At 46.2% G+C, this 13,370-nt stretch carries 11 protein-coding genes; 2 read left to right on the top strand and 9 right to left on the bottom strand.

What is annotated here, in order from left to right:
• Window positions 1–24 precede the first annotated feature (24 nt).
• From flgJ to flgB, 9 genes are all read right to left on the bottom strand, one after another.
• Window positions 25–879, bottom strand: coding sequence for a flagellar assembly peptidoglycan hydrolase FlgJ (flgJ, locus tag C1H71_RS14790; protein WP_130107233.1), 855 nt, complete (start codon window positions 877–879; stop codon window positions 25–27).
• 187 nt (window positions 880–1,066) lie between these two features.
• Window positions 1,067–2,158 (bottom strand): flagellar basal body P-ring protein FlgI, encoded by a 1,092-nt coding sequence (locus C1H71_RS14785; RefSeq protein WP_130107232.1) that lies wholly within the window; start codon window positions 2,156–2,158, stop codon window positions 1,067–1,069.
• A 13-nt stretch (window positions 2,159–2,171) separates the two neighbouring features.
• Window positions 2,172–2,855, bottom strand: a complete 684-nt coding sequence (locus tag C1H71_RS14780) for a flagellar basal body L-ring protein FlgH (protein WP_262488304.1) — start codon at window positions 2,853–2,855, stop codon at window positions 2,172–2,174.
• 13 nt (window positions 2,856–2,868) lie between these two features.
• The gene (gene flgG / locus C1H71_RS14775) at window positions 2,869–3,654 is read right to left on the bottom strand and encodes a flagellar basal-body rod protein FlgG (RefSeq protein WP_130107231.1); all 786 of its coding nucleotides are present in this window, start codon (window positions 3,652–3,654) and stop codon (window positions 2,869–2,871) included.
• A 119-nt stretch (window positions 3,655–3,773) separates the two neighbouring features.
• The gene (gene flgF / locus C1H71_RS14770) at window positions 3,774–4,514 is read right to left on the bottom strand and encodes a flagellar basal-body rod protein FlgF (RefSeq protein ID WP_130107230.1); all 741 of its coding nucleotides are present in this window, start codon (window positions 4,512–4,514) and stop codon (window positions 3,774–3,776) included.
• Window positions 4,515–4,594: 80 nt separating this feature from the next.
• The gene (gene flgE, locus C1H71_RS14765; protein ID WP_130107229.1) at window positions 4,595–5,896 is read right to left on the bottom strand and encodes a flagellar hook protein FlgE; all 1,302 of its coding nucleotides are present in this window, start codon (window positions 5,894–5,896) and stop codon (window positions 4,595–4,597) included.
• 40 nt (window positions 5,897–5,936) lie between these two features.
• Window positions 5,937–6,611: a flagellar hook assembly protein FlgD gene (locus C1H71_RS14760; RefSeq protein WP_130107228.1), complete on the bottom strand. Its 675-nt coding sequence runs from the start codon at window positions 6,609–6,611 to the stop codon at window positions 5,937–5,939.
• A 17-nt stretch (window positions 6,612–6,628) separates the two neighbouring features.
• Window positions 6,629–7,039, bottom strand: coding sequence for a flagellar basal body rod protein FlgC (flgC, locus tag C1H71_RS14755; RefSeq protein ID WP_130107227.1), 411 nt, complete (start codon window positions 7,037–7,039; stop codon window positions 6,629–6,631).
• A gap of 12 nt (window positions 7,040–7,051) precedes the next feature.
• Window positions 7,052–7,456, bottom strand: a complete 405-nt coding sequence (flgB, locus tag C1H71_RS14750; RefSeq protein ID WP_130107226.1) for a flagellar basal body rod protein FlgB — start codon at window positions 7,454–7,456, stop codon at window positions 7,052–7,054.
• An 887-nt stretch (window positions 7,457–8,343) separates the two neighbouring features.
• Between flgB and ltrA the strand changes: the two genes are divergently transcribed.
• Together ltrA and C1H71_RS14740 are read left to right on the top strand one after the other, a co-directional pair.
• Window positions 8,344–9,672 carry a group II intron reverse transcriptase/maturase gene (gene ltrA, locus C1H71_RS14745; RefSeq protein WP_130104759.1) on the top strand — a complete coding sequence of 443 codons (1,329 nt, stop codon included), beginning with the start codon at window positions 8,344–8,346 and terminating at the stop codon, window positions 9,670–9,672.
• A 685-nt stretch (window positions 9,673–10,357) separates the two neighbouring features.
• Window positions 10,358–13,138 (top strand): hypothetical protein, encoded by a 2,781-nt coding sequence (locus tag C1H71_RS14740; RefSeq protein WP_130107225.1) that lies wholly within the window; start codon window positions 10,358–10,360, stop codon window positions 13,136–13,138.
• Window positions 13,139–13,370: the final 232 nt, after the last annotated feature.

Raw genomic sequence — 13,370 nt, 5'->3', positions numbered from 1 at the left:
CACTTATTTAATACATCAACTCAACTAAGCTAATTGACGCCGTAATTGCTCAGCAACTTGCGTCAATTTATTCGCATACTGTGGGTCTGTAGCGTAGCCACCTGTTTGCAAAGCCTTTGCAAAGCCCTGCGCATTACTCCCTTGGCCCATCGCCTCGGTGTAGCGACGCTTGATTAAGCTTGCGTAATCATTAAAGCTTTCTGCATAAGAGTCATACACTCTAAAGCTCTCTACCCGCTTTTGAGCCCGCCCACCAATAAACTCAGTGGTGGTGATATCTGTGGTTTTACCTTTCCAATCTTTAGTTGCCTTGATGCCAAAGAGATTATGGCTATCCGCACCTACAGCATCCCGAATCGGCTTTTTACCCCAACCCGATTCCAACGCCGCGTGGGCCACCAAAACATGCGCAGATACGCCTAAAGCGGCGGATGCGGCACTGGCATTACCCACCTGCTTTGCGACAAACGAATCACCCGATCCGGCATCTTTTGCCGAAACCTCGGCCGCTTTTGCCGCTGGTAAATCATTGAGCAAAGCACGCGATGGTTTTTGGTAGAGCGAAGGATCACGCTGCAATTCGATTTGCCGCACAATGGATTCAGCAAAACCTACACCACCGTGCTTAGACCACATTTGCGAGAGCTGTTGATCATGCATACCGCGAAACATATCCGCCGTGCCTGATTCCATCTCATCGTATTTAGGCGTGGCTTCACGCATTGATTTGAGCATTTGATTGGTCAATAAAGCCTCAAATTGACGCGCAACTTCTAAAGCGGCTTTGCTCGGATCTTTGCGGGCCAGCTGACGTAAGCTATCTACGCCCCGTACATCAATGGCGAGATCATTACTGGAAGGAGTAGCGGAAGAGATCATCCTGCTCGGCGCTTATATAAAAGGTTAAGCAAGTATTAAGCAATAAGCATGCCGGGGGATAAAGGGAGTCGGGAGTCGGGAGTCGGGAGTCGGGAGTCGGGAGTCGGGAGTCGGGAGTCGGGAGTCGGGCAAGTGTACTTCAATACATTCCTTAATCAAGTCAGGAGTAAGGACAATTGATCCGCCATCAAATCACTTCTAGCTCAGCCTTTAAAGCGCCTGCAGCCTTCATGGCTTGCAAAATAGCCAATAAATCCTGCGGCGTTGCGCCTACAGCGTTTAAAGCACGTACTACATCTCGCAACGTACTGGACTTAGGCAAACGCACAATTGGGCCTTTATCCGCTTTAATTTGAATATCGGCATTTTGCACTTTAGTGGTTTTACCCCCAGCGAGCGGATCAGGCTGGGAAACGGCGTTATCTGCCGTAATGGTTACAGTTAAGTTGCCGTGTGCGATGGCGCAGCTATCAAGCTTAACAGCCTGATTCATCACAATTGAGCCAGTACGCGCATTGATAATCACCTTAGGGCTTGATTCTGCGGGGATGACGTCAATATTTTCTAAACGGGATAAAAAAGCCACGCGCAAATTATTATCTTGCGGTGCGCGCACTTGGATTACTCTGCCATCCAAAGCCACAGCCGTACCTGAGAACTGAGAATTCACAGCATTCACAACGCGGTTAGCGGTGGTGAAATCCGTTGTCAGTAATTCAAGCTGAACATACTCACCATTACCCAATAAGGTAGCCACGGCTTTTTCTACCGTTGCCCCTGCGGGAATACGCCCTGTAGCCAGTTGATTAATCTGTGTGCTTGATCCACCCGCCGATGCGCCTGCCCCAGCCACAATAATATTGCCCTGTGCCATCGCATAAATCTGCCCATCCGCCCCTTTAAGCGGGGCCATCAGCAAAGTGCCACCGCGAATAGACTTGGCATTCCCAATCGAAGCAATTGTTACATCCAGCGGCTGCCCCGGCCGAGCAAAAGGCGGCAAGGTTGCGGTAACCGTTACCGCAGCAACGTTTTTAAGCTGCATATTGCCGCCCGCTGGGACTTGAATCCCCAGATTAGTCAGCATATTCACTACCGATTGCACGGTAAACGGCGTTTGCGTGGTTTGATCGCCGCTGCCATCCAAGCCCACCACCAAGCCATAACCTACCAATTGGTTATTCCTTACCCCAGCAACCGACACTAAGTCTTTTATCTTTTCAGCCTGCGCAGGCGCTAAAGCAAACAAAAAACAGCAGATAAGGGCAACACGGTACATATACACAACCTATTTAAAACGGCATTACATTTAAGAAAAATCGCTGCAGCCAGCCAATGGTATTGGCATCGGCCATCGAGCCCACACCCAGCTGCTCGATGCGTGCATCGGCCACCTTATTCGATGAAATCGTATTACCCGCTTTAATATCTAGCGGATTAACCACCCCAGTAAAACGCAGGGTATTAATTTGATTATTCACGGCAACTTGCTTTTCACCGCCCACAATCAGATTGCCATTAGCCAGTAAATCAATCACGGTCACAGCAACCGTACCTTTAAAAGTATTGGTGCTATTAGTCGCACCCTTGCCCTCAAATTTATTCGTTCCCGCCACCTTAACCGCCGCCGCTCCTTCGCGCGAGAAGTATTGCTCGATATCCCAAGGCACCAACGGAAAATTACCCGTCGTACTGTAATCCAAGGATCCTGCTTTATTGCTGCTGCTATTGGAGGTATTTACCGCCGCGAGATTTTCTTCGATGGTGATATTAAGCAGATCACCAATATTGCGCGCCACCCGCTCTTCAAACAGTAATCGCGAACTATTGGGCTGAAAAATAGAGCCATTATTAATACTGGCCACAACCGGCTGAGCAGGCCTGGCCGTGGTTGGCAAAGTGACTACCGACGGCGGTGTGGTACAAGCGGCAAGCAGTACGGCAATCATTGCCGCTGCGCTGTGGCGTAATGTCATTTAAATCTCCTCATTACAACTGAGTGAGCTTTTGCAACATCTCATCTGAGGTTTTAATTGCCCGCGAATTAATTTCAAACGAGCGCTGCGCTTGAATCATATTGATTAGCTCTTCAGTGACATTCACATTCGATGTTTCTACATAGCCTTGGTTAAGCGCGCCCAAGCCATTTGTACCCGGCGTACCCACCGTTGGCGCACCAGAAGCCGTGGTTTCTAAGTAAAGATTTTCGCCCACTGATTGCAAGCCAGGCGGATTAATAAACGTAGCCAGTTGGATATTACCTAACTGCACAGGCGCTGCCGCATCATTATTTACAATCGCGGTTACCGTACCATCTTTAGCAATAGTGAGTTTTGTAGTGCCTTGCGGAACCTGCAAAGCAGGCTGCAAAGCATAGCCACTGGCGGTCACCACGGCACCTTGGCTATCCACTTGAAACGAGCCATCACGGGTATAGGCCGTGGTGCCATCGGGCATAGCAATTTGTAAAAACCCTTGCCCGTTAATCGCCAAATCCAGCGGGCCATCAGTGAGCTGTAAATTACCCTGCATATGAATACGGGCCGTGGCCACGGGCCGTACCCCTGTACCAAGCTGCAATCCCGTTGGTTGCTGGGTTTGCGCACTGGTTGACCCACCAGGCTGGCGTAAATTTTGATAGAGCAAATCTTCAAACACCGCGCGTTCACGCTTAAAGCCATTGGTGCTGACGTTAGCCAAGTTATGCGAGATGACATCTACATTCATCTGCATGGCATCCATGCCAGTTTTAGCAATCCACAGCGAGCGCATCATGATGCGTACTTCCTATTGTATTTTTTGATATAAGACATAAATAACGCTATCCACAAACAGTAAAAACACAAACTACATGTGCGATTAGCGGATAAGCATTGTGAAAAACAACTTAATCATCAACCATTTAATGACAACAACTGCGCGGCGCTGCGTGCATTTTGATCTACGGTTTGCATCATTTTAATCTGCAAATCATATTGGCGCTGCGCACCAATCATATGTACCAACTGATCTACCGGATTCACATTACTCACTTCCAAAGATTCTGAAGCCAGTTTCACACTAACATCTGCCTGGGCCACTTCACCATTTCTTTGGCGAAACAAACCATCATTGCCTTTTTCTAACTCACGCTCTGGTGGATTAACCAGTTTAAGCCGGCCAATTTCTACTGCCTGCGACGGATTATCAAAGGGCGAGCCATTAATCGTGCCATCTTTTGCAATGGTAATGCGGGTGTTCTCGGGAATAGATAATGGGCCATTTTCGCCCTGCACTACCAAGCCACTGCGGGTTTTTAATAAGCCTGCTGCATCAATTTCAAAACCACCGTTACGGGTATAGGCTTCACCGGTTGGAGTTTGCACCGCCAGCCAACCCGCCCCATTCACCGCCACATCCAAAGATCGCCCAGTCTGCTGGATAATCCCCGGTGTAAAATCAGCGCCAGTCCCCTGCTCCACCACATAAGCTCTGCTAGGGGCGCCCATACCACCAATCACCGGCACCGCACGAAAAGCCGTTAGCTCCGCTCTAAAACCTGGCGTAGCCACATTAGCTAAATTATTGGCAACCGAGGCCTGACGCAGCATGGTTTGTTTGGCCCCAGTCATCGCGATATACAGCATTCGATCCATTTTTTTTACTCGGGCATGGGCATAAAAGCACGGGGCTGAATGATTTTAAAAAAACCATTCCTACCCTATAGATGATTCAATTAACGCAAATTCACAATCGTTTGCAAAATAGTGTCTTGGGCCTTAATGGTTTGCGCATTGGCCTGATAGGTGCGCTGCGCAGTAATCAAATTAACCAGTTCAGCGGTTAAATCAACGTTGGCGTCTTCCACCGAAGCCGATTGCAAGGAGCCTAGATCACTGGTTCCAGGATCGTTGGTCCTAGGCTGGCCCGAAGCAAAGGTTTCTGCCCAGCGATTGTCGCCTAAGTTTTGCAGCCCTTGTGAATTAGCAAAGTTGGTCAGTGTGATTTGGCCAATGGCCCTGTTTTGCCCATTGGAATACTTACCCTGCATAATGCCTTCACGATCAACCAAAACCCCTGTTAGCACGCCATCAGGATAGCCGTCTTGCTTGATTGTATTCACCCCAAATGGGCTACCGTATTGGGTTGTGCCCTCTAAGCCAATACGAAAAGCCAAGGGCGAGGTTGCACCGGAAGCGAGGGTAGTACTAAAAGACAGTGGCAAGGGATTGATCAATTTACCATTTGAATCAAAAGTAACATCTGGGTAAGGATTTAAATTTAGCGGATCATTATTAGGCAATGAAACTGGATCATTATCAAAACGCGTTCTGACTTCCCAAGTATTGGGTGCAGTTTTGGTGAAATACATGGTCAAACTATGCGAAACACCTTGGGAATCATAAACTTGTGCCGAGGTTGAATTCGTAAATGTTTTTACATCAGCAGGGTTAAGCGCCCCCACATAATTGGCTGCAAGTGGATTGGTTCTGTCTTTAGGCAGCTGACTTGCGTCCAAATTCATCCCAAACTGCAGCCCTGCACTAACCCCCCCACCCACGACTTCTGTCCAACCGGTGGTTTTTGCGCCGATATTGCCTACAGACAATTGTAAAGGCGCAGGATTACCGCCCTTTTGCAAGGCATTGGCATTGATATCAAATGGCCAACCAGTGAGTTTCTGGCCGGTATTGCCCACAATAAAACCATCTTTATTGACTTGAAACTGGCCATTACGCGTGTAACTAACAGAGTCGCCATCCATCATGCGGAAATAACCGTTCCCAGTAATAGCGATATCCAGCGGGTTATTGGTAGAGGTGAGATTGCCCTGACCAAATTGCTGAGTCACCGCAACCGTGCGCGCCCCCATCCCAGAGATAGTCGATGAGTTAGCGAATGTATTGGCATACATATCTGCAAACTCTGAACGCGATTGCTTAAAACCGACCGTGCTAGAGTTGGCAATATTATTACCGATCGCGTCTAGGCTTTTTGACGACGCACTTAAACCACTCAAGCCCTGCTGGAAACCCATAACCGTATCCTCAAAAATTGTTTACTGCAGATGCCTTGAACTAGCGAATCTGCCTTACCGCACTAAAATCAACGCTGCTCTGATCCGCCAACATCACTTTGACACCTGTCTTTGCCAACTCAACGCTACTAGCGGTTTGCCACGTTAAAGTATTTAAAGCAATTTCCTTGCCATCTTGTACGCCACGTGCAGAAATTAAATAATCGCCAGCTGGGGCTTTATCGCCATTATCCATCTTCCCATCCCAAGCCACGGCCGCGGCACCCGCTGGCTGTTGGGGCAAGGTGATGTTATCCACCACAAGGCCGTTTTTATCCATAATGGATACTTTAATATGACTGACACCAGATGGCAGATCAATCCGTGTATCAACGGGCTTGGTGCCGTCAAACTTCATTTTATTGCCCACTGTTAGCACTTCTTTGCCAATTAAAGCTGCGGCTTGAAAGCTTTGTGCGGCTGAAAAACTCGCCAGCATGGTTTGCATGGTGGTATTGAGCTTTTCAATCCCCGTTACGCTACTGATCTGCGCCATCTGGCTCGTGGTTGCCGCGTTATCCATTGGATTCATTGGGTCTTGGCTTTGCAATTGCTTAACCAGCAGCTTAAGGAATCGATCCTGCTGCTGATCGGCCGCTGATGCTTTGGCCGTTCCCGCTTTTTGATTCAGCGCAGAATAATCCGTCGTTGAATTAACCGTTGTACGAGCAACCATGATGATTCTCCTTTAGATTATTGGCCAAGAGCCAAGGTGCGTAGCAACAAGGTTTTGGCGGTATTCATGACATCTGCATTAGTTTGATATGAGCGCGAAGCTGAAATCATATTGGTCATTTCTTCCACCACATTCACATTAGGCATGGCCACATAGCCATTGGCATCAGCCAAGCTGTTTTTTGGGTCATACACCAGTTTAGGCGGTGTTTGATCTTCGATCACGCCAGCCACTTGCACCCCAACTGATTCCTTACCACCGCCCGGTATTTGAGCCGATTGAAACACCACCTGCTTGGCGCGATAAGGCTGGCCATTAGAGCTGGTAATGGATTCTGCATTGGCTAAATTGGACGCCACAGCGTTTAAACGCGTGGTCTGTGCGTGCATGGCGGTTGAAGCAATATCAAACACTCTGAACATAGACATGATTTAGCTCTCTTATTGGCCCGTCAGCGCGGAGCGCAGACCTTCAACTTTTTTCTGCATAAAAGTAATCCCTGCCTGATAGCGGATTGCGTTATCGGTAAACGCTGCCATTTCGGCATTCATATCCACCGTATTGCCATCAATGCCAGATTGACGTGGATTACGGTAGAGCAAGGCTTTAGATAAAGGGTCAACACTGTCTTTAGGCTGTAGATGGCGTGCATCGGTTGCGGCTAAAGGCTTCACTGGATTTTTTTGCAGAGCGGCTTCAAACGATTTTTTGAAATCAAAATCGCGTGCCTTATACCCTGGCGTATCGTTATTGGCGATATTTGAAGCCAACACTTCTTGCCGCTGGCTGCGTAATGACAACGCAGTTTCTTGCGGGCGGAAGTAATCGTCCAAACGACCTAACATAGCCAAACTCCAGTTTTAATCATCACCAGCCATAAGATACGCTGTTTACACATATAAAATTAAGCACGAAACGTGCCAAGCAAAAAGCCCGCATTCAGCGGGCTTGAGAAGGGTTCAGTACAAGGCTTCGGCAATTATTGCCGCCTAAAAAGTGTTTAGTTTCGGGCAATCATGCCCCGGTGCGTAGCTGGCCCTTGTTTCTGGCGAGGGGCATCATCCATGATCTGATTAACCAAACAACTCACTTCGACCAATATAAGAAAAATTCATCCACAGGCTCGAGCAACGCCACTCGTTCGAGCTGAAACTCAAGCTTCACCCCTGTTCGTTGATGCGCTAGCAGCCTGTCGGACTTAAGCGATCGTAGCGAGGGAAAGACCGGTTTTAATAACTGGGGTCAGAAGTTCGCAGTAACAGTAATTTAGCTAGCGGGTTAAAGTCCCGTCCGAGGAATTGTCCATACGCCTCGGTAGTACGAAAGAGCGGCGTTTGAGTAATCAAGGGTCGTGAGTTCTTTACGACAAAGAGGCAGACCGTAACGAAAGTGAACCTAGAAGTAGCCTCGTTAACATTGCAGTTGCCGACCTCGTTTCTGTATAGGGAAGGCCGTTGTGCTGATGTGTTGGCAATGGAAGCCACATCCGCGAGCTGTCGGGGTAGCAGGGGCGGTATGTTTTGGAAGTTAAATTACCCAGTGCTGGAGATCCATCACGGTGGCAGGGAGACTGCCAAGCGCAAGGTATAAGGAAACGAAATCAGTGCGTATCGTGATGGAAGTCGGAGGGGTTCATAGTACCGTTTGAGATTGAGGGACAACATAACCCCAGTCGAGGGAAGGGACCCTGCTTTGTTCATGCAACTGAAGAGCTGAGGATCAGGAGATTGCCATGTTGCTAATCACTCCGAATGAGATCAGGACGCTACAGAGGAAGCTGTACATCAAAGCCAAGCAGGAACCAAACTATCGTTTCTACGCACTCTACGACAAGATTTACTGTGCTGACATCCTCAAGTTAGCGTGGCGACTGGTCAAGGCAAACAAGGGCAGTCCTGGGGTTGATGGGATTGACTTTGCTGCCATAGAAAGCGGCGAAGGGGTAGATTGCTACTTGTCGGTAATTAGTCAGGAACTGCAAGATAAAAGCTACCGGACTGGGGCAATCAAGCGCGTCATGATTCCCAAAGCGGATGGCAGTTTGCGTCCACTCGGGATTCCGACGATACGAGATCGCGTGGTTCAGATGGCGACCAAGCTGGTGATGGAGCCTATCTTTGAGGCGGATTTTTGCGAGCACTCCTATGGGTTTCGCCCAAGGAAATCAGCACATCAAGCAATAGACGCCATTGCAGAAGCTTTGTGGCAAGGTAAAACGCAGGTCATCGATGCTGATTTGTCGAAGTATTTCGACAGCATTCCTCACGCTAAACTGATGGCCACGGTAGCTGAGCGCATTGTGGATGGGGCTGTACTGGCCTTGATTCAACAATGGCTTAAAGCGCCGGTTATTGGAAAAAGTGAGAATGGAAAAGCGGCAACGGTCAGTGGAGGAAAAGGGCAGCGCAAGGGCACGCCGCAAGGTGGGGTGATTTCTCCGTTGCTATCGAACCTTTACTTACATCTACTGGATAGAATCTGGCATCGCCACAATATAGGGAAGAAACTACAAGCGAGCTTGGTGCGGTATGCCGATGACTTTGTAGTGCTCTGCCGTGGCGAGACCCAAAGCCCGCTGGCGCATATGAAGTGGATATTGGATCGGCTGGAATTGACGCTTAACGAAAGCAAGACAAAAATTGTTGATGCTAAAGCCGCGTCATTTCTATTTCTGGGATTTGATTTGCGCACGAACCTATCCGCTAAAGGCACTCGCTATCCCTATATTGAGGCCTCAGCTAAATCGGTAGAGAAAATCAAGACGCGACTAAATGAAATTACTGGAAGAACCCAAACATGGCGACCAATTGAAGAGGTGGTGCGAGATTTAAATCAAGCATTACGCGGTTGGTCGAGTTACTTCCATTACCGGAATTCATCCAAGCAATTTTATAAAGTGAAGCGTCATTCAGAAGAACGGCTAAGGATACATCTTCGCAAACGGCACAAAGTCAGCGATTGGAAAACGAGCATGCTCCGTTATCCAAGGCGGGTGCTAAATGAGCGATACGGTTTGTATTCATTACCGACAGCAGCAGGTTGGAAATCAGCGCATGCTTGATGTGAAGAACATCGGAAAGCCGTGTGCGGGAAAATCGCATGCACGGTTTGATGAGGGAGGGCAGGTGAAAACCTGCTCTCTACTCTACCAAAATTAAATCCTACTATGCATAATGCTCTTAGAGCCAAAGAAAGCGGGTTTAACCTTACTCTAACCCCAGTTATTTTTACCTACCTAGAGTCATTTTGAGGGAGGGTTACCATTGATGAATGAAAGATCGTTTTTTGAAAGTCAAATATATACTGAAACCAATATAATAAAGCTTTATATTTTATATTAAAATACCATCTATTAATGCACTGCTTTAACTTTAACATCTACTTTTCGTAGTCAAACATCTGCACAATCAGAAAAAGTTAATGGTATCGACGCCGATGGAATTAAGATATTTAAGCATAACGGAATTACTCTATGTCAAAATGGTAAAGTTAACCAATTGGTTATTAATTGTCATGGCGGATGAGAATATTAATTGTGAATAGTGTTAATTGTGAATATGTGAATATGAATAACTGTGAATAACTGGGGTAATAAGGTAGGGTAAGGGTAATAACTGGAGTCAGAACAAAATTAAATCCTACTATGATTAATGCGTCTTAGGGCCAAAGAAAGCGGGTTTAACCTTACTCTGACCCCAGTTATTATTGCTGTGTAATCTATTGAACTATGAAAAAGGAATGGAATAATGCCTAATCCTATTAAAGCTCAGAACAATTTACTTATTGCTTTCCATCCGCAACAATTTGCGAAAGGATCGAAGGTTAGTGCTCGTCTCGTTAAAATGATACGTAAAGTAGAAAACAACAACGCCACTCTTGCCAGTTCCAGCCCAAAAATGAGCCTAAATACGGAGAGTGCAAACAAATTCATAGCTAAATTAAATGCCTACATTGCAGAGAATCCGGTGCATTGTGAAAAACTTAAACAAGATATACAAAAAAATAATGAAATTTCTTCTTTAATTACAGTGCGAAATAAGGATGGAAAGGAAAAGGTTGAATGGGTAGGCGAACAAGCCACGAAGCAGGATCTGGACAATATGCTGTGTGTACTCAAAAGCCAGCATCATGTCACGAGTACCCTTTATAAAAAAATATACAATTTTAAATTCTCGGATTTAGTCCCAGCTCAACCAAGTGAAGTATCGAACGTCCCTTCAAGCTTGAGAGGCAGTTTTCTCTACCCTGAAAAATTAAATCCTTTCGCAGACCGCGTTTCGGTGAATGAGTCTACTTCTACGGAAAATGCAACTTCGAGCTTGAGCGTCAATTCTCCCGATCCTAAAAACGGCAATCCTTTCGGAGACTACGATTTGGAGGGTGCGTCTGATTCCTCCAATTTTGCGGAAAGTGCAACTGTTGAATCTAGCTATCCTGAAGTATTAAATCCTTTCGCAGACCGCGTTTCGGTGAATGAGTCTACTTCCTCCAATTCTACGGAAAATGCAACTTCAAGCTTGAGCGTCAGTTCTCCCGATCCTAAAAACGGCAATCCTTTCGGAGGCTCCGATTTGGAAGGTGCATCTGATTCCTCCAATTTTGCGGAAAGTGCAACTGTTGAATCTAGCTATCCTGAAGTATTAAATCCTTTCGCAGACCGCGTTTCGGTGAATGAATCTACTTCCTCCAATTCTACGGAAAATGCAATTTCGCGTACTGAGTCACAAAGGCCTTTGAAGGATGGAGTGGCTGACGCCTTCCTTCAATTATTAAATGAGTATTTGCGCTATGATGGTGAATCCTTTAAAGCAAAAAATCAAATTGCAAGCCATATCAAAAAGATAAAACAGGATATTAAAGATCCGGCCGTAAGTAAATATATCAAGATAGAACAAGGGGAAAAAGGAGTTGAGATCCGTTGGGTGAACGATAAACTTAATACAATTGAACAAATGCAGGAATTATGGGATGGAGTTAATCGCGGCCATGATTTGGAAAAAAGTTCATTCGGTAAATTGTTTAAAAATTTCTCTTTCGTCGATGCCAAGGTGAATGTTCTGCCTAGAGAACAGATTGATAAGATTGTCCTGCGAGCAGCAAATCCTGCTATGCATGCTCTGGGAAAATCAGCTGTAGTAGCGATGAAGCAAGAAACGGCGACCAAAGTATTAGAATACTACCTAGATCTGGATAATCATGACAAAAGAATGCCCAATGACGCTTTGTCAGAATTGGTGGCGCATTATGGCAGAGTAGATGAGGCGATCGGAGCGGCGCAATCTAAGACAAAAAAGCTTAGCGCTGAAAATTCGTTATCTTTGATGGACGTTAGTTTAAAAGAACAATTGCAGCGTATTTTTCATGGTATCCAAACGGACGTCCGGATTGAACGATTTGAAAGCGATGTTGACAAAGAGGGGGGCAAATTTTTAACCACCATGAAGAGTCAGTTAAATGAATTTAATTCGACATTTGGCTGGAAAGCAGTTGCCGAAAAAATAAAATCAAACGTCGATGAGGATTTCAAAAAAGCTCATGAGGGTTACGCTCAAAAAACACAAAGGGCAAAAAATATATTCCCTAGTGGGTTAAAAGCTGAACATCCACTATCAAGTCAAATTGATAGTATTTGTAGAGAAAGTCATCAAGGCGCCATCACTAACATAGTGAAATGCTATGGAGAGACATACTTAACGAATATAACCGCAGCTGTTGCGGGTTTTGATGCTGAAACATATTTCAAGGGTAAAAGTTTAGAACGCACCGCAGATAATGTTGTCAAGCTGAATAAGAGCCTACGTGATCTTTATGCTCATGCTGAAGATAAAATTAAGCAATTCGTTAAGGAGAGCAATGTTGGTGAGTCGAGTCAGGATCTGGAAAAAGCATTCTCCCTGGCGCAAACTCAATTAAAAACAGCTATCCATGAAAAGACCTTGGCTAATGATATGACGGTATTTAATTTGCTTCAGGCAAAAGTCGATAACCTGCCTAAGCTAAATCCGGCTCAAGTCAAGAAATCATTCTGGCAACGTTCTATTCATAAGAGTTCGATAAATATATCGACTGAACAAGCTGATAAACTATTAAAATTATCTCAGCAGCTGAAAGAAGACAAAATCAAGATTATAAATCAAGAACGGCTGGGGAGCGATGGGGTGCCAACCGAGCTTAGCAATAAAATCAATACGGTGAATAAAACAATTTTAGATAAGACTCCTGAGAAGGAGAGCTTTTCAAAAAAACTTCGCGAGGGCTTCAAAGAGGCATTCAAGCCGAATTGGTTACGCATACTCGGCGGGGGTGGTATGGCGGCGGGGCTGACTGCGGGCGTAATCGTAGCAGCAACAACGCCCGTTCTCGTGGCTCTGGCACCTATCATCATCCCGTCACTATTGGTAAGTGTAGGTGTAGCTGCGGCGATTTGGGTCGGCAAGAACGTGTATGAGCACGTTCAAAAGCTCAAACAGTTCGAGGTGGTGACCGATCAGATTAGAGAAAATTGCAATTCTGTGGCAGTAAGCTAACGGTATTGACAAGTTCACTAGTGAGGGGGCTGTTGCATAAATTGTAGAAGTTCAGACCTGATCTGACAGTCCTATTTTGATTCGGGCCGGATTGTCAGATTAGTTTAGATTGTCGACCTTCTCCTTCCAGAGCGATTAGCCTTCTAACCGTGTTTGGAATAACTGGGGTCAGGGAATGACTGGAGTCAGAACAAAATTAAATCCTACTATGCTTAATGCTCTTAGAGCCAAA

This window comes from Iodobacter fluviatilis (genome assembly GCF_004194535.1).
Classification (GTDB): domain Bacteria; phylum Pseudomonadota; class Gammaproteobacteria; order Burkholderiales; family Chitinibacteraceae; genus Iodobacter; species Iodobacter fluviatilis_A.
The sequence above is the reverse complement of the archived record's forward strand: the minus strand, read 5'-3'. Positions and strand labels throughout refer to the sequence as shown.

What these genes read in the sequence shown, in the direction of transcription:
- ltrA (WP_130104759.1), top strand. Translation starts at nt 8,344, where the DNA reads ATGTTGCTAATCACTCCGAATGAGATCAGGACGCTACAGAGGAAGCTG.
- C1H71_RS14760 (WP_130107228.1), bottom strand. Translation starts at nt 6,611, where the DNA reads ATGGTTGCTCGTACAACGGTTAATTCAACGACGGATTATTCTGCGCTG.
- flgJ (WP_130107233.1), bottom strand. Translation starts at nt 879, where the DNA reads ATGATCTCTTCCGCTACTCCTTCCAGTAATGATCTCGCCATTGATGTA.
- flgC (WP_130107227.1), bottom strand. Translation starts at nt 7,039, where the DNA reads ATGTCTATGTTCAGAGTGTTTGATATTGCTTCAACCGCCATGCACGCA.
- C1H71_RS14780 (WP_262488304.1), bottom strand. Translation starts at nt 2,855, where the DNA reads ATGACATTACGCCACAGCGCAGCGGCAATGATTGCCGTACTGCTTGCC.
- flgF (WP_130107230.1), bottom strand. Translation starts at nt 4,514, where the DNA reads ATGGATCGAATGCTGTATATCGCGATGACTGGGGCCAAACAAACCATG.
- flgG (WP_130107231.1), bottom strand. Translation starts at nt 3,654, where the DNA reads ATGATGCGCTCGCTGTGGATTGCTAAAACTGGCATGGATGCCATGCAG.
- C1H71_RS14740 (WP_130107225.1), top strand. Translation starts at nt 10,358, where the DNA reads ATGCCTAATCCTATTAAAGCTCAGAACAATTTACTTATTGCTTTCCAT.
- C1H71_RS14785 (WP_130107232.1), bottom strand. Translation starts at nt 2,158, where the DNA reads ATGTACCGTGTTGCCCTTATCTGCTGTTTTTTGTTTGCTTTAGCGCCT.
- flgB (WP_130107226.1), bottom strand. Translation starts at nt 7,456, where the DNA reads ATGTTAGGTCGTTTGGACGATTACTTCCGCCCGCAAGAAACTGCGTTG.
- flgE (WP_130107229.1), bottom strand. Translation starts at nt 5,896, where the DNA reads ATGGGTTTCCAGCAGGGCTTGAGTGGTTTAAGTGCGTCGTCAAAAAGC.